Below are 24,952 nucleotides of genomic sequence, written 5' to 3'. Positions count from 1 at the left end.
GAGGAAGGAGATGGTCAACCGCCCATGGTACCAGTGGGCGCTAAGGCACCTCCGTGTCCAGTTCTCCCGACCGCACCTGCGCGCAGTGGGCCCTGACCTCGACCGCGGCGCGCTCGAACCAGTCGGCGATCACGGCGATCTCGTCGGGCGTGTAGTCCGCGAACAGGGCGCCGAGCCGGTCGTAGAACGGCTGGTAGACCGCGACGACCCGGGCGGCGGCCGCGGGCTCCGCCACCACCCGTACCCGGCGCCGGTCGGCCGGGTCGGGCCGGCGCCGCGCGTAGCCGGCGCGTTCGAGGCGGTTGAGCACCCCGGTGACGGCGCCGGTGGTGAGGTCCACCAGCTCGGCGAGCTCACCGGCGGCCAGGGGGCTGTCGCCCGCTCCCAGAATGTGCCCCAGACAGGTCAGATCCGTGACGTTGAGGCCGAGCCGCTGCGCCACCTCCTGCTGGCCGACGACGCCCAGGGCGACGTACTGGTCCATGCGTGACATCGCCTCCGCGGCCGTGGCCGGGGGGCGGGTCTTGCCCTCCACGCACATACTCCTTAGCATCTAAGTAACTTAGCTCGTGAGATAAAAGGAACCTCTCGTCGAGCCTACTGCCGCACGTCCGAACGGGGAGAACCATGAGCGCGCACGGTCACGTCGACCTCGGCCACACGGTGGCCGGCTGGACCGGTACCACCGTGGCCCTGCTGGGCTTCGCCGGAGCGGGCGTCGCCGTGTGCGCGGCCTGGGCCCCCGGGATCTGGATCGGCCTCGGCGTCGTCGCCGCCGCGGGGATCGTCACCTGGCTGCTGCACCTCGCCGGCTGGGGCAAGCCGAGCGGGCCCCGTCCGGAAGCCGACTGGGACTGGCGGACCCGGGACGCCCTCGCCCGCACGGGGCACGCCGACTGCCTGGGCTGCCGCGTCGGCGGACCGCGCCGGGCCGTGGCGGCGGCCCCTGGGCCCCGGTCCGCCACCCCGTTGCCCGCGGCGGACGTCGGCGGGTGACGTGCGGCTGGAAACCCTCCGGGAGCACTTCGGGGGCACTCTCGGAGGGCCCCGCGAGGAGCGGCTCCCCCGTTTCGCGGACAACACGGCCACAAGTTCGAATGCGCGCCGCGCCCCGGTTGGCCGCGTTCAGCGTGTGCTGTGGGGGACTGTTGGGCAGGATCGAGACGGCCGCGCGTGCGGCCCGCAGTGGAACGTTGTGAAGGATCAGCCAGATGGCAACAGGCATCGTGAAGTGGTTCAACTCGGAGAAGGGGTTCGGCTTCATCCAGCAGGACGACGGCGGCCCTGACGTGTTCGTGCACTTCTCCGCGATCGAGAGCACCGGGTTCAAGTCGCTGGACGAGAACGCGCGCGTCGAGTACCAGGTCACCCAAGGCCCCAAGGGCCCCCAGGCCGAGCGGGTGGTTCCCATCGGGTAGTCCGCTTCACGAGCCACGCCCGTGAAACGAGCCCCGCCGGTGCGTCCGGCGGGGTTTCGTGCGTTCCGGGCCCGGCGGGGTCTTCGCCGCCCCCGTCTACGGGTGCGCGATGGCGCGGTGGAGGGCCAGCAGAAGCAGCCACAGGCGGTCCGCCAGCGCGTCCGGGCTCCCCGGGATGCCGTCGTGCAGCCAGTCCGCGAGGACGCCGGTGAAGGCGGCGGCGACGGCCGAGGCGACGAGCTCCGGGTGCGGGGCGCCCGCCGCCGCGCGCTCGGCGCGGGCGCGGGCGCGCAGCTCCCGGTGGAGGCGGTCGCCGAGCGGGCCGCCGCCGCCCGGCAGGAGCAGCGTCCGGTAGAGCGGTGCGCGCCCGGCGGCGCCCGCCAGGAACTCGGCCAGGGCGGCGGGGGGCCGCGCCGGGGGGAGCGGCGAGGGGCCGGTCTGCCAGGCGTGCAGGGCGTCGACCGCCGCGTGCACCACATCCGCGCACGCGTCCACGGCGAGCCCGGTGAGGTCCTCGTAGTGCAGGTAGAACGTGGCGCGGCCGACGCCCGCCCGGCGGACCACCGCCGACACGCTGACCTCGGCGAGCGGCCGCCCCGCGCACTCGGCCAGCAGGCTTTCGCGCAGCCGTGCCTTGGTCCGGGCCGTGCGCGGGTCCTCCGGACGCGGGTCCTTCCCGCCCTGGCTCACCTCGCGCCGGTCCTCCTCGCGCGGTCCGTGCGGGCTCACGCGGCCAGCAGCGCCGCGCCGAGGGCCAGGGCGCCGGGCAGGGCCTGGGCGACGAGGATCCGGCGGTTGGCGGTCGCCGCCCCGTACACCCCGGCCACGATCACGCAGACCAGGAAGAAGATCTGCGTGGCGAGCGAGTCGATGACCAGCGCCCAGACCAGGCCGGCGGCGAGGAAGCCGTTGTAGAGGCCCTGGTTGGCGGCCAGCGGCGCGGTGAGGCGGGCGGTGTCCGCGTCGAAGCCGGACAGGGCGCGGCCCGGCGGCCGCTGCCACAGGAACATCTCCAGGACCAGGAAGTACACGTGCAGCGCGGCCACGAGGCCGATCAGGATCTGAGCGACCGCATGCATGGCCGTCTCCACTTCTCGGGGGTCGGGGGTCGGGGGGCTGTCCGGGAACGTCACCGGGGATTTCCTGGACAACTGTACAGGAAATCCGACTGTCGGACGGCGCGGATACGCTGGCCCGATGACCGAGCACTCACCCCGGCCGACGCCCGCCGGACTCCTCTACGCGGACTTCGGCACCGGGCGCCACCGAGAGAGCTCCCTGGTCCGGCACGCCCTCGGCAGCACGCACGACGAGGCACTCGTCGCGGGCCTCGCCGGCGGGATCGGCTTCATGTACTTCGTCTTCGAGTACGCCGGCCACCCGCCCCTGCTCACGATCGTGGCGCAGGCCCACCCCGACCCGTGGGCGCGGTCGGCCCTCGACCGGCTCCGCGTCCCCTACGAGGTGGCCCACAGCTCCAAGCCCCGCTGGGACCGGGTGCACGCCGCCCTCGACGCGGGGCGGCCGGTGTTCTGCACGGTCGACCGGTCCGGGCTCCCGTGGCACGAGGACACTCCCGAGATGGCCGGTGCCGATCCGTACACCGTGGTCCTCGCCGGGTACGACGGCGACGTCCTGTACGTCGAGGACGGGGCACCCGCCCCGTACCGGATCGACGCGCAGGAGTTCGGCGCCGCCTGGTCCGGGCACCGCAAGGGCCGCCACCAGATGATCGTGCCCACCGGCCCCGCCACCGGCGCCCCCGACGTCGAGGGGGCCCTGGCCGCCACCGCCGCCCGCCTCACCGGACCGGTGCTGGGCAACAAGTTCGACGTCAACTTCGGCTTCTCCGGGATGGAGAAGCTCGCCGCGCAGCTGCGCGACACCCGCACCAAGACCGGCTGGGAGCGCCGCTTCGGCGCCCCGGAGGCCTTCCTCGCGGGGACCCGCCGGCTGTACGCGTGCCTGGAGGAGGAGTGGACCGCGCCCGGCGCCACCCGGCCGCTGTACGCGGACTTCCTCGACCTCGTCGGGCGGCCGGAGGCGGCCGCCCTGTTCCGTGCGTCGGCCGGGCACTGGTCCCGGCTCGCGGAGCTGGCGCGCGCCGCCGGCCCGGACGTGGACACCGCGGGGCGCCGGGCCCTGTTCGACGAGTGCGCCGGCCTGGTGGACCGCTCCCTGGACCTGGAACGCCGGGCCGTCACCCTGCTCTGAGCCGGGCGGCCCCCCGAGCCGGGCGGACCCTCAGGGGCGGGCGGACCCTCAGAGGTGGGCGTCCAGGAACGCCCGGAACTCCTCGCGCGTCATCGGCCCCGCCTGGCTCGCGACCGCCTCGCCGTCCTTGATGAGCACGGCGGTCGGCGCGCTCGTCACGCCGTAGCGCTTCGTCGGCTCGGGGCACCGGGTCATGTCGGTGCGGACGGCGGTGAACCGCGTCCCGTACTCCTGCGCCAGTTCGCCGACGACCGCGTCCATCGCGCGGCACGCCTCGACGGCCTTGGGCCAGGTGCCGCAGAAGTACGCGAGAACGGGCCCCGTCGTCATCGAGAGGATGAAGTCGAACTCCTGGTTCTCCAGTGGCTGGTGCACCCGACGTGCCATGCGTGTCGCTCCTCGCTCGTGCGCCCCCTCGGTAGGGAGGGCGGCCCCCATCATCGCCGCCGCACGGGGCGACGGCTGCCGGGCCCGTTGTCAGTGGTGCCTGTGAAGCTGATCAGCATGGACGACAGGATGCTCCGGCGCCGGGTCTACGGCGCCGACCACGAGGACCCCGACCCCGGCCCGCGCCAGGGCCATGTCTACGGCGAGCTGGTCGGCGGGCCGCTCGACGGGCTCCTCCTGGACATCACCGGCTGGAGCGCGCCCCAGCTCGCCGAGGAGGCCAGGCTCCCCACGGAGATAGGGCGCTACGGAGCGGGCGGCCGCGCCCACTACCGCCGTCGCGCGGGCGACCCGGGCCACTGGGACTGGACGGGCGACAGCCGCTGAGTGCGACGCCGGGTGGCCGCCTCCGGAAATTCTTCGAAGAATTTCCGGAGAGCCGTCGATCCGGGCGTCTCCCGTTCGACGCAGGGGTGAGAGGCGGGGAGAGTCCCCGCCCTCCGACCGAGGAGTCACCATGCCGCGCTTCCTGACGATGATCCGCATCAACGAGCAGCAACTCTCCCCCGAGACCCCGTTCCCGGCCGATTTCGAGCAGCGGATGGGCGCCCTGCACGAGGAGATCACCAAGGCCGGGGTCATGCTCGACACGGCGGGTCTGCTGCCCACCTCCGAGGGCACCCGGCTCACCTGGTCCGGCGGGAAGGTCAGCTACACCGACGGTCCCTTCACCGAGACCAAGGAGGTCGTCGGCGGCTACTCCCTGAGCCAGTGCAAGGACAAGGCCGAGGCCATCGAGTGGACCCGCCGGTTCCTCGAGATCCACCCGCCGGAGTGGAACGTCAGCGCCGAGGTCCGGGAGATCCAGGAAATGTGATCCCCGCGCGCCCGCGCCGCGTTTGCCCTGCATCGTCACGGCTGCTCTGATGGGTGGCCGTGACGGCAGTGAGTGCGGCCCAGGCGGTCGAAGCGGTGTTCAGGATCGAGTCCGCGCGGATCATCGCCGGTGTCGCCCGTATCGTGCGGGACGTCGGCATCGCGGAGGAGATCGCCCAGGACGCCCTCGTCGCCGCGCTGGAACAGTGGCCCGAGTCGGGCGTCCCGGACCGGCCGGGCGCCTGGCTCACGGCCACCGCCAAGCACCGCGCGATCGACCTCGTCCGCCGCAAGGAGACGTACGCGCGCAAGCTCGCGGAGGTCGGCCGGAGCCTGGAGGACGTACCGCCGCCCGCCGAACCGGCCGAGCTCGCGGACCCTGAGCACATCGACGACGACCTGCTGCGCCTGATCTTCACCTCCTGCCACCCCGTCCTCGCCACGGACGCCCGGATCGCGCTGACCCTGCGCCTGATGGGCGGACTGACGACCCAGGAGATCGCCCGCGCCTTCCTCGCGTCCGAGCCGACCATCGCCCAGCGCATCGTCCGGGCGAAGCGGGCCCTGGCCAAGGCCGGGGTGCCCTTCGAGGTCCCGTACGGCGCCGACCGCGAGACCCGGCTCTCCTCGGTGCTGGAGGTCATCTACCTCGTCTTCAACGAGGGGTACTCGGCCACCGCCGGGGACGACCTCGTCCGCCCCGCCCTGTGCGAGGACGCCCTGCGCCTGGCCCGCGTCCTGGCCGGCCTGATGCCCAAGGAGCCCGAGGTGCACGGCCTCGCCGCGCTGCTGGAGTTCCAGGCGTCCCGGATCGCCACCCGCACCGGCCCCGACGGCGAACCGGTGCTGCTCGCCGACCAGAACCGGGCCCGGTGGAACCGCATGCTCATCGACCGCGGTGCCCGGGCCCTGCGCCAGGCCGGGAACGGCCCGTACTCCGTCCAGGCCGCGATCGCCGGCTGCCACGCGGCGGCGGTCCGCTACGAGGACACGGACTGGCCGAGGATCGCGGCCCTCTACGGGCGGCTCGTCCAGCTGGTCCCGTCACCGGTGGTGGAACTCAACCGGGCGGTCGCGGTCTCGATGGCCGAGGGGCCCGAGGCGGCCCTGCCGCTGGTCGACGCCCTGATGCGGGAACCGGCCCTGCGCTCCTACCACTTGCTGCCGAGCGTACGGGGAGATCTGCTGGAGCGGCTCGGCCGGCCCGGCGAGGCCCGCGCGGAGTTCGAACGCGCGGCCTCGCTCACCCGCAACGAGCAGGAACGCACTCTCCTCCTGCGGCGCGCGGCCCGCCTCTGAGCCGCCTTTGTGCCCCGCGTGCGTGCCCGCCGCCGAGCCCCGGCCCGGGTCAGCCGCGCCGCGCGTACGCGGCCACGTCCAGCGGGGTCCGTACGGGCCGCCTCGGCGCGGTCAGCGCGATGGGCCGGCGGAAACCGCCGGAGCGGGTGATGTCCTGGACCGTCAGGCGCAGCGCCTCCTGGAAGTCGCACATCGTCCGGCGGGCCGCCGGGGTGTCGACGTAGAGGGAGTTCATGTGCATCCCGTCCGCATCCCGCTGGAACCACGAACAGGCCCCGTTGGCGCGCGCCGACCAGACGTGGGTCGCGGGCCGCCAGTCGTCGTGCCGCTCGGCGCCCCGGCACCTGCGCATGTCGATGTACGAGAAGAAGTTCACCGGGTACGGCCAGGCGCGGGCGGCGAACTCCGCGGGCGCCAGCAGCTCCCACGCCCGGACGAACGGCACGTCGACATGGCCGATCATCTCGCTGAAGCCGGCCCGGACCGAGGCCATGACCTGGGCGAAGTCCCGGCCGGGCGAAGCGTCGAACTCGATGGGCATGGTGTTGACGAACCAGCCCACCGAGTCCGTCCAGGCTCCCCGGCCGCGCTCGCTGACCGGCATGAGGCCCCGGTAGACGCCCGGCCCGCCGGCCTCGCGCAGGCACACGGCGACGGAGGCGAGCACCCCCATGAACGGCTTGCCGCCGACCGCCAGGCAGGTCTTCTCGAACACCTCCGTCTCGGCGGCGTCCAGCAGCAGGGAGGCCTCGTTGACGATCGGGTACATGCGCTCCGGCTCGACACCGAGGTCGAGCGGGAAGCGGGGGAAGAACTCGCCGGCCCGTTCGATGAACGACCGCCAGTAGTCCAGTCGTTCGTCACCGGCGTCGATCGACAGGTAGCGGCGGCGCTGCTCGTCGGCGAAGTCGAGGTAGCTGGGGGCGGGCGGCAGTTCGACGTCCTCGCCGCGGCACAGGGACTCGTAGGCGGTCATCACCTCGCGGACGACGATCGGCATCGACATGCCGTCGCACACGATGTGGTCGAAGGCGAGGTAGACGGTCGCGGAGTCCTCGCGGAGCACCGCGCCCATGGTGAACAGGGGCCAGGAGAGGGTGTCGATGCTCCGCTTGAACCGTTCGACGAGGAAGTCGCGCAGCAGGTCGGAGGTGGCGAAGGTGCCCACGTGCTCGGGATCCAGGGCGAGTTCGGCGGGGTCGAAGGGCTCGCAGGACAGTTCCCCGGCCAGACGGAGGAACGCGCACCGCAGGACCTCGTGCCGCCGGACGAAGGAGAGCAGGGACTGGGCCAGGGCCTGTTCGTCCAGCGGGCCGGAGACTTCGAAGGTGACCGCGACCCAGGACGCGACGGGGTCGTCGGCGGCCCGGCTCTCCTCGGCGACGCTGAAGTGCTTGTCCTGGTTGAAGGACGCCTTCCTGCTCGCCGGGTCACCCGTGGGGCCGGCCTCCGCCGCCGTCGACCTGAGCCGCCACTCGACCACCCGGCCGGGTGCCACGTGGTGCATCTCCAGAGGAAACTGCCGCATACCGTCATCCCTTCGCCCCCGAGTCAACCCCCAGGCCCTAACGACCCCCGGCCGGGGGAAGTGACGAAATCACTCGATTCGGACCGGGGGCGCCGCCGGCCGCGGCCCCTACTCGGTGTGCAGGGCCGCCGCGATCGTCATCCGGGCCGCTGACCGGGCGGGAACCAGCGCACCGAGGACGGCGATCGCGACCCCGGCCAGCAGGAGGCCGGTCAACTGAGGCGCGTCCCAGACGTTCTTCATCGACTCCGGGAAGGTGACCACCCCCACGTTGTCCACGACCAGCCGGTGCGCGAGGACGCCGAGGGGGATGCCGAGCAGCCCGCCGGCCGCGCCCACTCCCGCCACCGAGGTCACGGTCATCGCCACGACCTGCCGCGGGGTCATCCCGATCGACTTGAGCATGCCGAGGTCCCGGCGGCGCTCGCGGATGCCCAGGAGGACGGTGTTGAAGACGCCGAGCGACGCGACGGTGCTCAGCAGGACGGTGAACACCGACGAGAAGGTGACGACCGTGGTGGTGGCGGTGTTCCCCGAGTCCGACACCGAGGCGCGCAGCGCGGGGTCGACGGCCTCGGCCGCCTCGGCGTAGGCCCGGGCGTCGGCTCCGGGAGCCAGCCGCACCTCGTACTCGACCGCGTGGGGGTCCGGCACCAGCGGCAGGAGGGTCTCCCAGGAGGCCTCCAGGGCCCGCGCGTTGCCCTCGATGAGCTCGCCCACGATGGTCGCGGAGGTCTGCCTGCCGTTCAGCGCGAGGGTGACCCGGTCACCGAGCCGCAGCCCGTGCTGGGTGAGAAAGGCCGGCCCGGCCATGACCTCGCCGGCCGCCTCGGGCATCCGGCCCTTGGCGAGCTGAGTGGCGTACGAGGCGCTGGTCCCGCGGTAGAAATCGGCGAAGGCGGGCCGGCTCTGCCCGACGAGGGTCACCTGCGCCAGTGCGCGGGCCCGTACCTGCGGCGCACCGGGCAGGGACCGCAGCCGTTCCTCGATCTCGGGGTCGCCGAGCAGGGGAGGGGTCCGGCCGTTGACCGGCCCCCCGGCCTCCACCCTGACCAGGGCGCCGCCGCTCCCGCGTCCGGCCTCGCTGAACGCGAGCATCGTGCTGGTCAGCCCGGTCGCCAGGGTCACCGTGGTGACCCCGAGGACGATGGCCGCCATGGTCAGCAGCGTGCGGCCGGGGCGGGCGAACGGCCGGCCCAGGCCCATGCTGACCGGGCGCGGCAGCCGGCTGCCGCCGAGGACGCGCTGGACACGCAGCCCGCGGCCCGTCCGGGGGGCGCTGCCCGCGCTGATCGCCCGGGCCGCCGACAGCCGGTGCGCCCGCAGCGCGGGGACCAGCGCGGTGAGCAGGACGAGCGCGGGCATGCCCAGCAGGCAGACGACCGACACCCACGCGCCGACGCCGCCGACGGCGGCCCGTCCCGTCTCGATGCCGGAGAACGCGACCCTGAGGATGGGCTCGGCCAGCGCGTTGCCGAGCAGGGTGCCGAGGGCGGAACCGACGACCGCGGGCACGGCCATCATCATCAGGTACACGGCGACCACCTGGTTCGGGGTGAAACCGAGGGCCTTGAGCACGCCGATGTGCCGGTACCCGGAGACGACCGCCCCGCTGACGACGTTCCCGACGATCAGGGCGGAGACCAGGAGGCCGAGGACACCGAAGAGTGTCATGAAGGGGACATAGGCGTCGGCCAGGGACGAGAAGGCGCTCCTCAGGTCGAGGTGGGTGTGCACGCTGATCCGCGCGCCCTCGGGCAGCCCGGCGGTCGCTCTCGCCAGTGCGGAGTCCAGCTGCGCGTCGGTGGAGGAGTCCTCGAAGCGGTAGAGCATCTGCGCGGTGGCCGGACGCATCGCGGCCATCTGCTCCGGCGCGACCCAGGCGTCCGCGGACTTGCTCATGGCGGCCGCGAAACCGACGACGGTCAGCGGCGCGGATCCGGGGACCTCCAGCCTGGTTCCCAGCAGTTCCGGACCGGGGGAGCCGCCGGAGGGCCAGCCGACCGTGATCTCGCCGGGCGCGGACGCCCAGCGGCCCTCCAGGACCTCGACGCGGTCCACCGGGCCGCCCGGGTCCGCCCGGCCCACCACCGTGAGGGAGCCGCCCGGCATCCAGAGCCAGCCCTCGGGGACGTCCACGACGCTCTGCCCGAACGGCCCCGCGGCGGCCGTCACCCCGGCCCGCCCGGCGGTCCGCGCCAGCTGCTCCGGCGAGGCTTTCGCCGTGTCGAAGGCTGCCACGGTGTGCGGGCCGCGCTGGGCGGCGTACGCCTTGTCGAAGGGGCTGGTGGCGACGTCGAGCAGCCCCAGTGCGAGCAGGACGGTCGTGGTCGAGCAGAGCACGACCAGTCCGATGACGAAGGTCTGGAGCCTGCGGCGCTTCACGGCCGCGCGCGAGGCCCGCCACACGGCGCTCACGCGGTCGCCTCCAGTGCGCTCTGCCGGGCGACCCGGCCGTCGGCGACCTCGACCAGGCGACTGGCGCAGCGGGTGGCCAGGTGCGGGTCGTGCGTGACGATCAGCAGTGTCTGGCCGATCTGGTTGAGGTCGATGAGCAGGTCCATCACCTGTTCGCCCGAGCGGCTGTCGAGGGCTCCGGTCGGCTCGTCCGCCAGCAGCAGTGCCGGACGGTTCATCAAGGACCGTGCCACGGCGACGCGTTGGCGCTCGCCGCCGCTCAGCGTCGCCGGATAGTTGTTCCGGCGGTCGGCGACGCCGAGCTCGTCGAGGAGCTCCAGGGCTCGGCGGCGCGCCTGCCGGGCGGGGGTTCCGGTCAACTGGGCGGCCAGCGCCACGTTGTCGAGGGCCGGCAGGTCGTCGATGAGGTTGAAGAACTGGAAGATCATGCCGATGTGCCGGCGCCGGAACAGCGCCAGTCCGGTCTCGTTCAGCCGGCCCAGGTCCTGGCCCTGCACCTCGACGGTGCCCGCCGTCGGCCGGTCCAGCCCGGCCACCATGTTGAGCAGCGTGGACTTGCCGCAGCCGGAGGGGCCCATCACGGCCACTGCGTCACCCGCCCGGATCTCCAGGGACAGGCCGTCCAGGGCCTTCGCGTCGCCGTACTCCTTGTGCACCCCGTCCAGTCGTACGACGACCTGCCGCGCACTGTCGTGATCAGTTGTCATGGTCCGAACCTAAAGTGGAGCCCGCGGACGGTGCGTCAGTCCCCGGATGTAAAGGCCGGGGCAGGTCATCCCGGGGATGTACGCAGCCCGTCCGGCAGAATGTCACCGAGGCACACGGGATGGGGAGTTGAGGGTGGGGCTGATCATCGCCGTCGTCGCGGCCTGCCTGTCCGCGGCCGCGGCCGGCGGGCTCGGCGTGGCCCTGCTGCGCGCCCGGCGCGGTCACCGGGCGGCGATCGAGGAGCGCGGCTGGCTGCTGGAGCGGGAGCGCGAGAGCGCGGCCCGTACCGCCGTCGACGCCGAACGGGCCAGGATCGCGGCCGAGCTCCACGACATCGTCAGCCACAACGTGAGCCTGATGGTGGTTCAGGCCGGGGCCGCCCGCGAGGTGCTGGGCACGATGCCGGAGGAGGCGTCGGCGGCGATGGGCGCCGTGGAGCAGGCCGGGCGGAACACCATGACCGAACTGCGGCACCTGCTGGGCCTGCTCGCACCCGCCCAGGACGGCGCGGACGAGCCGTACGAGCCGTCCGCACCGCACGGGGGCGGGGGTGGGGCCGGCACCGGGTCCGTGGCCGCCCGGCTGTCGCCGCAGCCGAGCCTCGCCAGGCTCAGCGCGCTGATCGACCGGTTCTCCTTCGCCGGCCTGCCGGTGGAGGTGCGGATGTCCGGCGACCCGCGCCCGCTCCCGGCCGGGATCGACGTCACGGCGTACCGGATCATCCAGGAGGCGCTGACCAACGCGCTCAAACACGGACACGGAGGGAAGACCGAGGTGACGGTGCGGTACGCGGAACACGCGCTGCGCGTGGAGGTGCTCAACGGCGGACCGAGCGTGCTGACGGGAGGCGCGCCGGGACCCCGGCCCGCCGGCGGCGGGACCGGGCCGAAGGCCGAGGGCGCCGGCCGCGGACTGCTCGGCCTGCGCGAACGCGTCGCCGTCTACGGAGGTGACCTCGATGCCCGCCGCCGCCTCGGCGGCGGCTACCGGGTGCGCGCCCGCCTCCCCCTGGACCGGCCGTGAGCACGCCCGACGGGCCGGGGCCGGGGCCCGGACCCGAGCCCGCGCCCGCCGAGCCCGCGCCCGCCGAGCCCGTGCCCGCCGCGCCGGTGCCCCGGGTGGTCATCGCCGACGACCAGGACCTGGTCCGCACAGGCTTCCGGCTGATCCTGACGGCCCGCGGGATCGACGTGGTCGGTGTGGCCGCCGACGGGGTGGAGGCGGTCGCGGCGGTGCGCCGGCTGCGTCCGGACGTGGTCCTGCTCGACATCCGGATGCCGAACATGGACGGCCTGGAAGCCGCCCGGCGCATCCTCGCCGAAGCCCCGTACTGCCGGGTGATCATGCTGACCACCTTCGACCTCGACCAGTACGTGTACGCCGCCCTGGCCGCCGGGGCCAGCGGCTTCCTGCTCAAGGACGTCACCCCCGCACACCTTGCCGCCGCCGTCCGGCTGGTCGGCACGGGCGACGCGCTGCTCTCCCCGTCGATCACCCGTCGCCTGGTGGAGCGCTGCGCACCGGGCGCGGCCGACCGGGACCGAGCCCGGACGGCCGGCACCCACCGGGAGCTGGCCGCCCTGACCCCGCGCGAACGCGAGGTGCTGACCCTGATGGGCCACGGCCGCTCCAACGCCGAACTGGCCCGGGACCTGACGCTCAGCGAGGCCACGGTGAAGACCCACGTGGCCCGCATCTTCGCGAAGCTGTCCCTGCGCGACCGGGCCCAGGCCGTGGTGCTCGCCTACGAGACGGGCCTGGTGACCCCGGGCTCGGTCGGCCCTTGCGCTCGTTCAGCACGTGCTCCGGAGCCGGGCGGGTGACCGGTCCGTAGGCCCGTGCCCCGCAGCAGCGGCTCCGGCGTCGCCGCTCCCCGTCTCGCCGGCCGTCAGGGCACCAGCTCCGCCATCACGGCGCGCGGCAGCGAGGGGTTGCCGGCGGCCGCCTCGACCACCTGCGGGTCGTCGTCGGTGAGCAGCTCGACGACGACCGCCGCGGGGAGCGCCGGATGGGCGGCGGCGTGGATCCGCGCCCTCTTGTCGGCCAGGCAGGGCAGGAGCGCCTCGGCGGTCGCGTTCGGGTGCGTGGCGATCTCCCGCAGCGCCCGCCGCACCGGCGGATCGTGCCGGGCCAACTCCGCCAGCAGGCCCGCGGACGCGTCCGGGTTGGCCGCGACCCGCGCGAGGACCTGTACGCCGTGCCGCGTGACCATGGCCCGCAGCTGCTGCTGCGTCAGCCCCGGGTGCGGGGCGACGGCCTTGACCACCGAGGCGTCCGGATCGGCGGCCAGGGCGTCGCGGAGCTCGGGCGGCAGATCGTGCCGGTGTGCCACGACCATCCGCAGGGGCGCGTGCGCCGACCCGGCCGCCTCCGCGAGCTCCGCCGGAGGGGCGGAGGCGAACCGGGGCAGTGCCTCCGCGCCGAGGCGGGTGGTGGCGGTCAGCTGCGTCAACACGTCGAGCGTCACGTGGGGATGGTGCGCCACGGCGCGCCGTATCCCGTGCTCGCTGTCGGCGGCCAGGACGCGGATCACCTCCGGTCCGATGCCCGGGTTCCGCGCGAGCGTGGACCGTACCCCGGGCGAGGGGTCCTCGGCGAGGCGTGCGTACGCGTGCGGCGGCAGGTCGGTCCGCTCGGCCAGGGCCCACCTCAGCAGCATCGAGGGATGGTCCGCGAAGGCCACCACGGCCTCCGGGGGAGTGACCGGATTCTCCAGGGCCCGTTGCCATGTCGCGTGGACGGTCGAGCCGTGCGTCCCGTCGCACTCGGCGCCGGACGGCAGATCGCAGTCGGCGTCAGGGCAGTACGGATCATGGGTGAAGGGGATCTCCCGGCTGTCGCAGACCAGGCAGGACCGGGCCGGCGGCACGCCGTGGCCGGTGATCAGCGCGGCCAGCGCGGCCGGCGGCACGGCCTCGTTGTAGGCCACCGCCCGACGGACCTCGGCGTGCTGATGCCGTGCGAGGCGGGCCGCCACCGGCGCGGAGGTCGTCCCCAGCGCGAGTTCGGCGGCCACGCCGACGTCCGGGTCGGCGGCCAGGGATGCTTCGACCTCTGGGGGCAGCCCGGGGCAGGAGGCGAGCCTCAGCCGGACGCACGGGTCGGCGTCCGCGGCGAACCGGCGGGCCCATTCCGGGAGGCCCCGGCCCTCGTCGAGGAGAGCGAGGGCCACGACCGGCCACACCGCCGGGTCGACGTCGGCGGCGGTCAGGTGCCCGTGCCGGGCGAGCTGCACGGCAGTGTCCTCGTCGCGCGCGGCCAGGGCCGCCACCTGGGCGGGGCCGAGGTCGGCGCGTTCGGCCAGGTTCCTGACCAGCGTGGAGACGAGATGGTCGGAGGGGTCGAAGAAGTCGGTCGGGCCGGGCGTCGCCACGGCCAGCGCGATCAGCCGGTCGACCAGCTCGGGCGGCAGCGCGGGGTTGGCGGCGAGGCCGCACAGGAGGCTGTTCACGGGCGGACTCCGGTCCGGGTCGAGGCGGCGGCTGTCACGGCCTCGGCCAGCGCCGCGGCGTACGGGTTCGCGCGGCGCCGGCGCGGCAGGACCAGGCCGATGTGCCGGGCGGGACGCGGGGGTTCGACGCGGACCACGGTCGGCGCCGGGGCCTCGGCCAGTGCGACCTGGGGGACGAGGGAGACGCCGACGCCCGCCGCGACCAGGGTCTGCGCGAAGAAGTAGTCCGTGGTGGAGGCCGCCACCCGGAGGTCCAAGCCGGCGAGGTCCGCGTATCGGCGCAGGAAGGCCTCCGTCTTGAGGCAGCCCAGCACCCAGCGGTCGGCTGCGAGTTCGGCCAGGTCCACCGAGGTCCGGCCGGCGAGGCGGTGCCCGCGGGGCAGGACCAGCCACAGCGGATCCTCCATCAGGGGCATCCAGTCGAGCCCCGGGCGCCCGCCCGGACGCACGGGCGCCGGCCCGTCGAAGTGGTAGGTCAGCGCGAGGTCGGCCGCGCCGCCGCGCACCATGGGGACGGCTTCCTCCGGCTCGCCCTCCCGCACCGTCAGCTCCACCTCCGGATGCGCGGCCACGAACCGGGACAGCGCCGCGGGCAGCAGGTGCCGGCCCCCACTGGTGAAGGTGGCGACCGTCAGGCGCGGCCGCTCCTCGGTCAGCCGGTCGATCTCCCTGCGGACCTGGTCCAGTTCGGCGGAGATGGCCTCCGCCGCCTCCACCAGCAGCCGGCCGGGCTCGGTGAGCGTGACCCCGCGGGTGCTGCGCACCGCGACCGGGTGGCCGAGCGTGCGCTCCAGCACCGCGATGTGCTGGGAGACGGCCGACGGGGTCAACAGCAGGGCCGCGGCCGCCTTGTTGAAGCTGCCGTGCTGGGACACCGCCCGCAGGACCCGCAGCCGCTGCACATCGATCATCGGTTTTCCTTAACACCCGTTCAGCAGGCCGTCAGTTCCGCTGGGGACCCTACAGCGGCAGAGTCGCGGGCATGAAGCGGATATTGGTCATCGGCGGCAGCCGGTATTTCGGAAAGACCCTGGTCACCCGGGTACGCGACGCGGGGCACGAGGTCACGGTCCTCAACCGGGGCTCCAGTGCGCCGCCGCCCGGCGTGGGCCACCTCGTCGCGGACCGGGACGACGAGGAAGGGCTGCGGGCGGCGCTGGGCCCGCGCGCCTTCGACGTGGTCGTCGACCAGGTCTGCTACACGCCGCTCCAGGCCGCCGTCGCCCGGCGGGTGTTCACCGGGCGGACCGGGCGCTATGTGATGACCTCGACGATGGAGGTGTACGACCCGGCGACGCTCCCCGCGCCGTCCGCCGCCCCGTCCGCTGCCGCGACCACCGCCGCGGCCCCCGTTACGGGCGCGGCCCTCGTCAGGCGCGCGGCCCCCGTCACCGAGGCGGATCTCGACCCCCGGCGCCTGCCGCCCGCCGGGCCGGGCCCGCACCCGCACGGCCCGGCGTACGCCTATGCCGAGGGGAAGCGGCAGGCCGAGGCCGTCTTCCTGCGCGAACCCGCCTTCCCGTACGTGTCCGTGCGGAGCGCGCACGTCCTCGGCGGCGGCCGGGCGGAGTTCACCGGGCGGCTGGCGCACTACGTGGAGCGGATCGGCGCCGGCACCCCGGTCGCCGTCCACGAGTCCCCGTACGCCACCTCGTTCATCCACCACCGGGAGCTGGCGGACTTCCTGCACTGGACGGCGGAGCAGAGCTTCACCGGGCCCGTCAACGCGGCCTCGCACGGCGCGCCGGACGTCATCGCGCTCTGCGAGGCGGTCGCCGGGCAGGTCGGGCGGCGGCCGCGGTACCGGCTCGTCGGACAGGGCGAGGCCGCCTCGCCGTTCTCCTTCGACCGTGCCTACGCCATGGACAACGGCCGGGCCGCCGCCCTGGGCTTCGGGTTCGGCCGGGTCGCGGACTGGCTGCCCGGGGCGATCGCCGAGACCCGGCGCGCCGCCTGACGGGGTCACTGGTCGCCGACGCGCCGCTCCAAAGGGGTTGCTACCGACGAGTTGCTCACACTGAAGGTCACGCTGCCGGCCCGGTAGCGGTCGTCGGACCACTCGATCGGGCGGCCGGTCGCCGTCGCGGAGACGTGCCGCTGGCGCAGCAGCGGGCTGCCGCGCCGGATCTCCAGCAGCCGGGCGTCCTCGCTGCCCGCCGGGAGGGCGTCGATGAGGTGCTCACCGTAGTGGGCGACGATTCCGGAGCCCTCGGCCAGGCTGTCCATGACGGACCGGCAGTCCGCCGGCAGCGCCTCGACGGCCGCCGCGACCCAGTCGGCGTACGCGGTCCGCTCCACCATGGTGGGTTCCCCGTCGAGCAGACGCAGCCGCAGAACGGCCAGGATCTGCGTACCGGGCGCCAGCGCGAGCCGGTCCGCCTCCTCGGTCGTCGCGGGCCGGCGGGTCCGCGACAGGAAGCGGCCGGCGGCCCGGTGCCCGAGCCCCTCGGCCCACTGGGCGAAGCTGTTCAGCTCGCCGAAGCTGTGCCGGCGCTCCCTGCGCAGGACGATCCGCCGCGCGCCCTGCCGGGAACCGATCAGCCCCTCCGCCGCGAGCGTGGCGACCGCCTGGCGGACCGTCCCGCGCGAGGCGGACCAGCGCGCCGCCAGATCGCTCTCCGAGGGCAGGTGCGCCCCCACCGGGAGCTCGCCCGAGAGGATCTCGCGGCGCAGCGCCTCGGCGATCTCCAGGTATCGGACGGTGCCCGCGCCCGTGCCCGCGCCCGTGCCTCCGCCCCCGGTCGTGCTCGTGTTCATGCCGTTCGTCCCCTGTCCGCCGTGGCCGGCGTAGCGGTGCCGGAATCGCTGTGCACCGGTCTCCCATGATCATTCCAACAGGTTCTGTCACGGCTTCTTCCGGTCATTCTCGTCTCTTCGTCGAGCCGTGCTCCAGCGGACGGGCGCCGTTCACCGTCCGTACAGCGAGTCCGGGCGAACTGGAGCCAACTTGTTCAGACAAGTGAACCCACCCTCGTCTCCGGGAGAGACCGTGCTCAGATCCTCCGCCCGTCGCGGTGCGGCCGTTCTGCTCAGCGCCGCCGTCCTCACCACGCTCAGCGCGTGTGGTGCCGCACCCGACCAGAAGTCCGGTGGCGCCGACGGCGCCAAGAACGGCGTGCAGCCGGGCGCCGCGACCTCGGTGGCCGACTTCGGCTCCATGGAGGCCCTCGCCGCCGCCGCGCAGAAGGAGGGCGAGCTGAACGTGATCGCGCTCCCGCCGGACTGGGCGAACTACGGCGAGATCATCAAGGCCTTCGAGGCCAAGTACAAGATCAAGGTGAACAGCGAGAACCCGGACGCCTCCAGCGCCGACGAGATCGCCGCCGTCAAGTCCCGCCAGGGCCAGAAGCGCGCCCCCGACGTACTGGACCTCGGCATCGCCTTCGCCCGCAGCGGCGCCGCCGAGAACCTCTTCGCCCCGTACAAGGTCACCGCCTGGGACAAGATCCCCGTCACCCAGAAGGACGCCGACGCCCGCTGGTACAACGACTACGGCGGCTACGTCTCCATCGGCTGCGACGCGGCCCGCATCCCCACCTGCCCGAAGACCTTCGCCGATCTCCTCAAGCCCGAGTACAAGGGCAAGGTCGCCCTCAACGGCAACCCCACCAAGTCCGGTTCGGCCTTCGGCGGCGTGTATGCGGCCGCCCTCGCCAACAAGGGCTCCTTCGCGGACATCCAGCCCGGCATCGACTTCTTCGGGCAGCTGAAGAAGAACGGGAACTTCATCCCGGTCGAGTCCACCCCGGCCACCGTCGAGAAGGGCGAGACGCCCATCTCCATCGACTGGGACTACCTGAACGCCGGCTACGCCCAGCAGTTCAAGGGCAAGGGCGTCGACTGGAAGGTCACCGTCCCCGCCGACGGCGTCTTCGCCCAGTACTACTCGCAGGCCATCAACAAGGACGCCCCGCACCCGGCGGCCGCCCGCCTGTGGATGGAGTTCCTCTACAGCGGCGAGGGCCAGAACCTCTGGCTCAAGGGCTACGCCCGCCCGGTGCTGCTGCCCGCCATGACCGAGGACGGCACCGCCGACAAGGACGCCGTCGCCAAGCTCCCGCAGGTGCAGGGCACCCCGGCTTTCCCGGTCTCCGCGGAGCTCGACCGGGCCAAGGCAACCCTCGCCGAGAAGTGGGACAAGGCCCTCTCCTGATGCCCACCTCAGACTCCCGCGCCGCCGGCGGCACCCGCCGCCGGCGGCGCGGTCCGCGCACCTGGCTCGCGGCCCTCCCGCTCCTCGTCTTCACCGGGCTCTGCTTCGGCATCCCGCTCGGCGCCATGGCCTTCGGCGCGGTCACCCGCACCGACCCGGCGGGCGGCGCCACCCGGCTGACCGGGGAACACCTCGCGCGCTCGCTGCAGGGCCCGTACCTGGGCTCGCTCATCGGCAGCGTCCAGCTCTCCGCCCTCACCGCACTCGTCGGCGGCGTCCTGGGCGTCGTGATCGCCCAGGCCGTGGTCACGTCCCGCTCCAAGGGCCTGCGCAGTGCGGCCCTGACCGCCTCGGGAGTGCTGGCCAACTTCGGCGGCGTGCCCCTCGCGTTCGCGTTCATCGCCACCGTCGGTATCTCCGGAGTCGTCACCCAGCTCGCCGACCTCGCGGACCTCGGCTGGAACCTCTACTCCTTCACCGGCCTCACCGTGGTCTACCTGTACTTCCTGATCCCGCTGATGGTGCTGGTGATCGCCCCGGCGCTGGACGGACTGCGCCCGCAGTGGCGCGAGGCCGCCCAGAGCAGCGGGGCCACCGGATGGCAGTTCTGGCGCCATGTCGGCCTGCCCGTGCTCGCTCCGTCCCTCCTCGGCGGGTTCGTACTGCTCTTCGGCACCGCCTTCGCCGCCCACGCCACGGCCGCGGCCCTCGTCGGCGGCTCCGTACCCCTGGTCACGCTCAAGATCGCGGACGCGCTGTCCGGGAACGTGCTCACCGGCCAGGAGAACGTGGCGCTCGCCCTCGGCCTCGACATGATCCTGATCGCCGGCCTGGTCATGGCGGTCTACCTGCCCCTCCAGCGACGGAGCGCCCGATGGCTGCGATGACCCCGACCACCCCGGCCACTCCCGCCACCCCGGCCACTCCCGCCACCCCGGCCACTCCCGCCACCCAGACCACTCCGGCCGCACCGTACGCTGCCGGGAGCGCCCCGGACACCGAGGCACCCGGCCGGTCGTCCTCGGCCCGGCGCCCCCGGCCCGGGATCTGGCGCGGAGCCGTCCTCGCCCTGGCCGGCGCCTACTTCCTGGTCCCGCTCCTCGCCTCGTTCGTCTTCACCGTGCACGTGCCCGGCCAGGGGATCACCTTCGAGGCGTACACCGCACTGCTCTCCGCCGACGGGTTCACCGAGAGCCTGCTGCTCTCCCTCGGCCTCGCCGCCGCGACCATCGCGCTGTCGCTGCTGCTCGCCGTGCCCGCGCTGGTGGCCGTACGCATCGGCTCGCCGCGGCTGCGCCCGGTCGTCGAGGTGATGTGCATGCTGCCGCTGGTGGTACCGCCGATCGCCCTGGTCACCGGCATCACCACCGTGCTGCGCTGGGGACCGGAACACCTGTCGCGGACCCCGCTCTACCAGACCTTCATCGCCGTCCAGAACGAGAAGTTCCCCGTCGTCCTGGTCTTCGCCTACACGGTCCTCGCGCTCCCCTTCGTCTACCGCTCGCTCGACGCGGGCCTGCGCGCCGTCGACGTGCCGACCCTGGTCGAGGCCGCCCGAAGCTGCGGCGCGAGCTGGCCGTACGTCGTCCTGCGCGTGCTGCTGCCGAACCTGCGGGCCTCGCTCGCCGGCGCCGCCTTCCTCACCCTGGCCCTGGTGCTCGGCGAGTTCACCATCGCCTCCCTCCTCGGGTTCCAGCCCTTCGCGGTGTGGATCGTCTCGATCTCCGGAGCCCAGGCCCGCATGTCGGTGGCCGTCTCCATCCTCAGCCTGCTGATCACCTGGCTGCTGCTGATCGCCCTCTCCCGGGCCGGGACCACCCCCTCCACGACCGCGGCCGCACCCGCCACCACCTCCCGCAAGGAGTCCTGACCCCATGCCCACCACGCCCACCACCCCTCCCGCGGCCGGGAAGCCGGCCGACTCCGCCGAGTCCGGGGGCGCGCGCCTCGAATTCCGCGGCCTGCGCAGGGCGTTCGGAACCACCGTCGCCCTCGACGGGCTCGACCTGACCGTCGAACCCGGCGAACTCATCGCCCTGCTCGGCCCGTCGGGCTGCGGCAAGACCACCGCCCTGCGCGTCGTCGCCGGATTCGAGCAGCCCGACTCCGGCGAGGTCCTCGTCGACGGACAGGACATCACCCGCGTCCCGGCCAACCGCCGGGACGCCGGAATGGTCTTCCAGTCGTACAGCCTCTTCCCCAACCTCAGCGCCTGCGACAACGTCGCCTTCGGTCTGCGGGTGCGCAAGGTGGGGGCCGCGCAGCGCCGCGAGCGGGCCGCCGAACTCCTCGACCTGGTCGGCCTCCCGGACCACGGCGACCGCTACCCGCACCAGATGTCCGGCGGCCAGCAGCAGCGCGTCGCGCTCGCCCGCGCCCTGGCCCTGCGCCCGCGCGTGCTCCTGCTCGACGAGCCGCTCTCCGCGCTGGACGCCAAGGTGCGGTCGAACCTGCGCGAGGAGATCCGCCGCCTCCAGCTCTCCCTCGGCATCACCACCGTGTTCGTCACCCACGACCAGGAGGAGGCGCTGTCGATGGCCGACCGGGTCGCCGTCCTCAACGCCGGGAAGCTGGAGCAGTGCGCCGCCCCGGCCGAGCTGTACGACCGGCCCGCGACCCCCTTCGTCGCCGAGTTCGTCGGCACCATGAACCGGCTGCCCGGCCGGCTCGCCGACTCCGGCCTGGTGGAGGTGGCGGGAGCCCGCCTGCCGGTGGACGGCCCGGTGCCGTCCACGCCGGACGTGGAGGTCCTCGTACGCCCCGAGAACGTGACGGCGACCGCCGACGCCTCGGGCACGGCCACCGTGGTCTCCGCCTCCTTCTTCGGCTCCGTGACCCGGCTCCACCTGGAACTGCCGGGCGGGGTGCCGGTCAAGGCGGACCTGCCCTCGCGGGACGCGGGAACCCTCGTGCCGGGCGCGCGGGCCGCCGTGGGCCTGGCCGAGCGGCCGGTGCTCGTCGTGGCCAGGTCCGTGTGAGCGCCCTCGCCGCGGTCCTGTTCGACATGGACGGCACCCTGGTCGACACCGAGGTGCTGTGGTGGCGGGCCACCGAGGAGGTGGCCGACGGCCTCGGCCACCGGCTGGCCGACGCGGACGCGCCCGAGGTGGTCGGCCGCGCGGTGCAGGACACCGCCGCGCACCTCGTACGGGTCTCGGGAGGGGGAGACCCGTACGAGGTGGCGGCCGCGCTCACCGACCGCTTTCACCGCCGCGTGGAGGCGGGAGCGCCGATGCGGCCCGGTGCCCAGCGGCTGCTGACCGCCCTGGCGGCCGAAGGCGTGCCCTTCGCCCTGGTCAGCGCGTCGCCCCGGGTGGTCGTGGACTCGGTGGTCGGGGGCTCGCTGGCCCATGTCCCCTTCGCCTTCACCCTGTCCGCAGACGACACCACGCGGACGAAGCCGCACCCGGACCCCTACCGGGCGGCCGCCGGGCGGCTGGGCCTCGTACCGCAGGCGTGCGTGGCGGTGGAGGACTCGCCGGACGGCGCCGCCTCCGCGGAGGCGGCCGGCTGCGGGGTCCTGGTGGTCCCGTCGCTGCTGCCGGTGCCGCGGTCACCGCTGCGGACCTTCGCGGACTCCCTGGAACACGTCACCGTGACCGGCCTGCGCGCCTGCCTGGAGACGCCTCGCGCCTAGAGGGCTTCTAGGCCGCCAGGCCGAGGATCTCCAGGATGCCCTCCGCGTAGGCGGCGGTTCCCGATCCCGGGGCGGTGGCCAGTTCGCGGCGGAAGCCGTCCACGCCGGTGCGGACGAAGGCGGCGCACTGCCCGTGCAGCCCCGCCTCGTGGGTGCCGCCGTCGTCCACCGTGCACAGCAGCGCCAGCAGGGTCCACAGCAGGGCCTCGCGGGTCGCCCGCCGGGGCGGCTGCACCAACCACACGGCCATCAGCACGGCGCACACCGCGGGTGCGGGCGGCTTCAGGTGCTGCGCGAAGAAGACGTGGCCCTCCAGCGCGCGGAACGCGGAGGGGTGCCCCTCGGCGGCATCCCGCACGGCGTCCACCAGATGCCCCGCGGAATGACCGCAGCCGCACTCGATCGACTCCCAGTCGTGCCGCGCGATCTCCGCCTCCACCGAGTCCGGAACCAACGGGTTGCGCGGTACCGCGCTCTGGCGCCGCACTGCATACGGCCGATTCTCGCTCCCCCTCATGGGGCACAGTATGGGCCCCGGCCCCACGGCTCGGCGAGGGGGGTCGGAACCGGATCACCCGAGTGGCCGTCTGAGACCCCGTGTGGATGAAACGAAGAGTGCTCGCCCTGCTGATCGCCCTGCTCGCGACCCAGGTGGGCTCGCTGATCAGCCCCGCGTACGCGTGCGGCTGCGGGGCCATGGTCCCCGGCGGCCAGTCCCGGATCGGGGTGGACCGTGAGACCTCCGTGGTGCGCTGGGACGGCCGTACGGAGCAGATCGTCATGCGGTTCACCGTCGGCGGGGACGCGCAGCGGGCCGCCTGGATCATGCCGGTGCCGGGGCGGGCCACGGTCGAGCTGGGCGACGGGAACATGTTCGGCGAGCTGAGCGAGATGACCCGGCCCGAGCGCAGGACCCGCAGCTACTTCTGGCCCCGGAACGGCGACTGGCCCTTCGCCTCGAAGGTCGGGGACAGCGCGGGCGCCGCGCCGGGCCGCACGCCGTCGGCGGTCGGTGTCGTCGGCCGCGAGCAGCTCGGCGACTTCGACGTCGCACGGCTCACCGCCACCGACCCGCAGGCCCTGAAGAACTGGCTGGAGAGCAACGGCTTCACGCTCCCCGACCGCCTCGCCGCCGAGGTCAAGCCGTACGTCGACCAGAAGTGGGAGTACGTGGCGGTACGGCTCGCCCCCCGGCAGGAGGGCAAGGTGCTGCGCGGCGACCTGGACCCGCTGAAGATCCGCTTCGAGAGCGAGCGGCTGGTCTACCCGATGCGGCTGTCCCGGATGGCGAAGACGCCGCAGTCGCTCGGCCTGTACGTGCTGGCCGACCACCGCATGGAGCCCGCCTCCCCGATCGGCGGCTCCGCGCCGAAGGTGACCTTCGCCGGGACCATCCACCCCAAGGACGGCTCGCTCGCGGAACTCGCGGGCGGCGAACCGGTGTTCCTCACGGCCATCGACCAGGAGTTCCCGGAGCCCGCGCGCATCGACGCCGACCACGAACTGCGCGCCACCGCCCAGGACACTCCGTACCGCAGGGCCGTCTACCGCAACGAGCTGCTCACGGTCTGGGACGGCATCCCCGTGTGGCTCCTGACGGTGTCGGGCGTCTTGGTGGCGCTGGCGGCGTCCTGCTTCGCGGTGATCCGCCGCCGCCGCGGCCGTCGCAGGCCGAGCCCCGGTCAGGCGGCCTGAGGCGGGCGGGTGGTGGTGTCCGGCCTCACGGTGAGGGGGCGGTGTTCTTGTCGAGGACGAGGTCGGCTGACCAGGCTTCACCGAACTTGGTCTGCTTCCCGTCGGCGGTGAGGGAGTACACGCCCTCCAGCGGAACCTTCTCACCCGGTGCGGAGGACTGGAGGATGTCGCAGACGTCGGCGACCGACTCGACCGGCGTGTCCTTCATGGCCGTCAGCACGTCCCCGGTGCCCAGCGGGACCTTCCCCGCCGGAGAGTTCGTCCTGGCGTTGATGACGAACACCCCTGTCACTCCGCTGTCGATGAGCCTCTTCTGGGCGGCTTCCGCCTTGGTCGCGTCCTTCTCCTCGAAGTACAGGCCGAGTTCGGGGTCGTCCAGCCCTACGATGGTCCAGCCGGGGTCGTTCTGGACGACTCCTCCGGCCAGGGTGTCGAGGATGGGCCGGGCGTGGTCGCTGCTGATGGCGTAGAACTGCCCCTGCGTGGCGCCGGTGACGGTCAGGGCGTTGATCCCGACGACCTTCCCCTGGCCGTCGAGCAGCGGGCCACCGGAGTTGCCCGGGTTGACGGTCGCCGAGTGCTGGATCGTGGAGGGATAACGCGGGAACGAGGTCGACGGCTCGGCGTTCACGACGTTCGGGTTCTGCACCGAGCCGGCCGTGTACACGACCTTCTGGCTGGTTTCGCTGATCCCCACGGGGTAGCCCAGTGCGGTGACGGTGTCGGCCACCTCGAGTTCCTTGCTCTCGCCGAACTCCAGGGACTTCAGGTCGGGCGGCTTCGAGGTGAACGTCAGGACCGCCAGGTCCGCGCAGGGGTCGATGCCGACCACCCGCACCGGCGCCGGCGGCTGTTCCCCGACCTTGACCTTCAGGGAGGGCTCGCCCTGCACGACGTGGGCATTGGTGGCGATGAGCCCCTTCTCCGCGTCGTAGATGAAGCCGGTTCCCTCGCCGTACTTCCCCAGGACCTGAACGGTGGCCGGAGCCGCCCGCTCGTAGATCTTCTTGGGGTCCATGTCGTCGGCGAACGCCGCCGGGCCCGCCATGACCCCGAGTACCACGGTCGCGGCAGCCAGGACTACGCCGCTGGGCTGCACCTTCATGCGCCCGCCACCTTCCCGAGGATGGATCCCCTCTTTCAGGCTAATCCCGCGGTCCCGAGGTGT

Annotated in this window: 27 protein-coding genes; 15 read left to right on the top strand and 12 right to left on the bottom strand. The window is 73.5% G+C overall.

Annotated elements, in window-relative coordinates; translation table 11 throughout:
* Positions 1–40: 40 nt before the first annotated feature.
* Positions 41–535 (bottom strand): MarR family transcriptional regulator, encoded by a 495-nt coding sequence (locus OG534_RS02705; RefSeq protein WP_326586452.1) that lies wholly within the window; start codon positions 533–535, stop codon positions 41–43.
* Between the two features lie 92 nt (positions 536–627).
* Here OG534_RS02705 and OG534_RS02700 point away from each other — a divergent pair, with 92 nt between their 5' ends.
* Positions 628–996: an HGxxPAAW family protein gene (locus tag OG534_RS02700; RefSeq protein ID WP_326586451.1), complete on the top strand. Its 369-nt coding sequence runs from the start codon at positions 628–630 to the stop codon at positions 994–996.
* 215 nt (positions 997–1,211) lie between these two features.
* Positions 1,212–1,418 (top strand): cold-shock protein, encoded by a 207-nt coding sequence (locus tag OG534_RS02695; protein ID WP_326586450.1) that lies wholly within the window; start codon positions 1,212–1,214, stop codon positions 1,416–1,418.
* A 96-nt stretch (positions 1,419–1,514) separates the two neighbouring features.
* Here OG534_RS02695 and OG534_RS02690 read toward each other — a convergent pair whose 3' ends face one another.
* The gene (locus OG534_RS02690; protein ID WP_326593435.1) at positions 1,515–2,108 is read right to left on the bottom strand and encodes a TetR/AcrR family transcriptional regulator; all 594 of its coding nucleotides are present in this window, start codon (positions 2,106–2,108) and stop codon (positions 1,515–1,517) included.
* 35 nt (positions 2,109–2,143) lie between these two features.
* On the bottom strand, positions 2,144–2,497 hold the full coding sequence (locus OG534_RS02685) for a DUF1304 domain-containing protein (RefSeq protein ID WP_326586449.1): 354 nt from the start codon (positions 2,495–2,497) through the stop codon (positions 2,144–2,146).
* Between the two features lie 118 nt (positions 2,498–2,615).
* On the opposite strand from OG534_RS02685, the gene OG534_RS02680 reads away from it, so the two are divergent.
* Entirely contained in the window at positions 2,616–3,632 is a 1,017-nt protein-coding gene (locus tag OG534_RS02680) for a BtrH N-terminal domain-containing protein (RefSeq protein ID WP_326586447.1), read from the top strand.
* A gap of 48 nt (positions 3,633–3,680) precedes the next feature.
* Here the strand turns inward: OG534_RS02680 and OG534_RS02675 are convergent, their stop codons facing one another.
* On the bottom strand, positions 3,681–4,019 hold the full coding sequence (locus tag OG534_RS02675) for a thioredoxin family protein (protein ID WP_326586446.1): 339 nt from the start codon (positions 4,017–4,019) through the stop codon (positions 3,681–3,683).
* A gap of 117 nt (positions 4,020–4,136) precedes the next feature.
* Between OG534_RS02675 and OG534_RS02670 the strand changes: the two genes are divergently transcribed.
* The 3 genes from OG534_RS02670 to OG534_RS02660 all read left to right on the top strand — a co-directional run bounded on the left by OG534_RS02670 (position 4,137) and on the right by OG534_RS02660 (position 6,194).
* Positions 4,137–4,406 (top strand): hypothetical protein, encoded by a 270-nt coding sequence (locus OG534_RS02670; RefSeq protein ID WP_326586445.1) that lies wholly within the window; start codon positions 4,137–4,139, stop codon positions 4,404–4,406.
* Positions 4,407–4,536: 130 nt separating this feature from the next.
* Positions 4,537–4,896 carry a YciI family protein gene (locus tag OG534_RS02665; protein ID WP_326586444.1) on the top strand — a complete coding sequence of 120 codons (360 nt, stop codon included), beginning with the start codon at positions 4,537–4,539 and terminating at the stop codon, positions 4,894–4,896.
* 68 nt (positions 4,897–4,964) lie between these two features.
* Positions 4,965–6,194: an RNA polymerase sigma factor gene (locus OG534_RS02660; RefSeq protein WP_326593434.1), complete on the top strand. Its 1,230-nt coding sequence runs from the start codon at positions 4,965–4,967 to the stop codon at positions 6,192–6,194.
* Positions 6,195–6,243: 49 nt separating this feature from the next.
* On the opposite strand, the gene OG534_RS02655 is transcribed toward OG534_RS02660, so the two are convergent.
* From OG534_RS02655 to OG534_RS02645, 3 genes are all read right to left on the bottom strand, one after another.
* A complete protein-coding gene (locus OG534_RS02655) occupies positions 6,244–7,722 on the bottom strand; it encodes a condensation domain-containing protein (protein WP_326586443.1) in 1,479 nt (492 codons plus the stop codon).
* A gap of 108 nt (positions 7,723–7,830) precedes the next feature.
* Positions 7,831–10,140, bottom strand: coding sequence for an FtsX-like permease family protein (locus OG534_RS02650; protein ID WP_326586442.1), 2,310 nt, complete (start codon positions 10,138–10,140; stop codon positions 7,831–7,833).
* Positions 10,137–10,847, bottom strand: a complete 711-nt coding sequence (locus OG534_RS02645; protein ID WP_326586441.1) for an ABC transporter ATP-binding protein — start codon at positions 10,845–10,847, stop codon at positions 10,137–10,139. Before OG534_RS02645 ends, OG534_RS02650 begins: the two co-directional genes overlap by 4 nt.
* Before the next feature lie 133 nt (positions 10,848–10,980).
* Between OG534_RS02645 and OG534_RS02640 the strand changes: the two genes are divergently transcribed.
* Together OG534_RS02640 and OG534_RS02635 are read left to right on the top strand one after the other, a co-directional pair.
* Positions 10,981–11,871, top strand: coding sequence for a sensor histidine kinase (locus OG534_RS02640; RefSeq protein WP_326586440.1), 891 nt, complete (start codon positions 10,981–10,983; stop codon positions 11,869–11,871).
* A 71-nt stretch (positions 11,872–11,942) separates the two neighbouring features.
* Complete coding sequence (locus tag OG534_RS02635) at positions 11,943–12,671, top strand: response regulator transcription factor (protein ID WP_326593432.1); 729 nt, start codon at positions 11,943–11,945, stop codon at positions 12,669–12,671.
* Positions 12,672–12,736: 65 nt separating this feature from the next.
* Here the strand turns inward: OG534_RS02635 and OG534_RS02630 are convergent, their stop codons facing one another.
* A complete protein-coding gene (locus tag OG534_RS02630; RefSeq protein WP_326586439.1) occupies positions 12,737–14,299 on the bottom strand; it encodes a hypothetical protein in 1,563 nt (520 codons plus the stop codon).
* Positions 14,296–15,210: a LysR family transcriptional regulator gene (locus tag OG534_RS02625; RefSeq protein WP_326586438.1), complete on the bottom strand. Its 915-nt coding sequence runs from the start codon at positions 15,208–15,210 to the stop codon at positions 14,296–14,298. Before OG534_RS02625 ends, OG534_RS02630 begins: the two co-directional genes overlap by 4 nt.
* Before the next feature lie 71 nt (positions 15,211–15,281).
* Between OG534_RS02625 and OG534_RS02620 the strand changes: the two genes are divergently transcribed.
* On the top strand, positions 15,282–16,256 hold the full coding sequence (locus OG534_RS02620) for an NAD-dependent epimerase/dehydratase family protein (RefSeq protein ID WP_326586437.1): 975 nt from the start codon (positions 15,282–15,284) through the stop codon (positions 16,254–16,256).
* A 5-nt stretch (positions 16,257–16,261) separates the two neighbouring features.
* Here the strand turns inward: OG534_RS02620 and OG534_RS02615 are convergent, their stop codons facing one another.
* Positions 16,262–17,056: a GntR family transcriptional regulator gene (locus tag OG534_RS02615; RefSeq protein WP_326586436.1), complete on the bottom strand. Its 795-nt coding sequence runs from the start codon at positions 17,054–17,056 to the stop codon at positions 16,262–16,264.
* 232 nt (positions 17,057–17,288) lie between these two features.
* Between OG534_RS02615 and OG534_RS02610 the strand changes: the two genes are divergently transcribed.
* Genes OG534_RS02610 through OG534_RS02590 form a run of 5 tightly spaced genes read left to right on the top strand, consistent with a single transcriptional unit; the run spans position 17,289 to position 22,089 of the window.
* Positions 17,289–18,452, top strand: coding sequence for an ABC transporter substrate-binding protein (locus OG534_RS02610; protein WP_385149415.1), 1,164 nt, complete (start codon positions 17,289–17,291; stop codon positions 18,450–18,452).
* Positions 18,452–19,339 carry an ABC transporter permease gene (locus OG534_RS02605; RefSeq protein WP_326586435.1) on the top strand — a complete coding sequence of 296 codons (888 nt, stop codon included), beginning with the start codon at positions 18,452–18,454 and terminating at the stop codon, positions 19,337–19,339. The genes OG534_RS02610 and OG534_RS02605 overlap by 1 nt, the downstream gene beginning before the upstream one ends.
* A complete protein-coding gene (locus tag OG534_RS02600; protein WP_326586434.1) occupies positions 19,327–20,322 on the top strand; it encodes an ABC transporter permease in 996 nt (331 codons plus the stop codon). Before OG534_RS02605 ends, OG534_RS02600 begins: the two co-directional genes overlap by 13 nt.
* 4 nt (positions 20,323–20,326) lie before the next feature.
* Positions 20,327–21,430 carry an ABC transporter ATP-binding protein gene (locus OG534_RS02595; RefSeq protein WP_326586433.1) on the top strand — a complete coding sequence of 368 codons (1,104 nt, stop codon included), beginning with the start codon at positions 20,327–20,329 and terminating at the stop codon, positions 21,428–21,430.
* Positions 21,427–22,089 carry an HAD family hydrolase gene (locus OG534_RS02590; protein WP_326586432.1) on the top strand — a complete coding sequence of 221 codons (663 nt, stop codon included), beginning with the start codon at positions 21,427–21,429 and terminating at the stop codon, positions 22,087–22,089. The genes OG534_RS02595 and OG534_RS02590 overlap by 4 nt, the downstream gene beginning before the upstream one ends.
* 7 nt (positions 22,090–22,096) lie before the next feature.
* On the opposite strand, the gene OG534_RS02585 is transcribed toward OG534_RS02590, so the two are convergent.
* A complete protein-coding gene (locus OG534_RS02585; RefSeq protein ID WP_326586431.1) occupies positions 22,097–22,606 on the bottom strand; it encodes a hypothetical protein in 510 nt (169 codons plus the stop codon).
* Between the two features lie 86 nt (positions 22,607–22,692).
* Between OG534_RS02585 and OG534_RS02580 the strand changes: the two genes are divergently transcribed.
* Complete coding sequence (locus tag OG534_RS02580) at positions 22,693–23,784, top strand: DUF2330 domain-containing protein (RefSeq protein ID WP_326586430.1); 1,092 nt, start codon at positions 22,693–22,695, stop codon at positions 23,782–23,784.
* Between the two features lie 25 nt (positions 23,785–23,809).
* Here OG534_RS02580 and OG534_RS02575 read toward each other — a convergent pair whose 3' ends face one another.
* Positions 23,810–24,889, bottom strand: a complete 1,080-nt coding sequence (locus tag OG534_RS02575; protein WP_326586429.1) for a S1C family serine protease — start codon at positions 24,887–24,889, stop codon at positions 23,810–23,812.
* Positions 24,890–24,952: the final 63 nt, after the last annotated feature.

Source organism: Streptomyces sp. NBC_01294, assembly GCF_035917235.1.
Classification (GTDB): Bacteria; Actinomycetota; Actinomycetes; order Streptomycetales; family Streptomycetaceae; genus Streptomyces; species Streptomyces caledonius.
The sequence above is the reverse complement of the archived record's forward strand: the minus strand, read 5'-3'. Positions and strand labels throughout refer to the sequence as shown.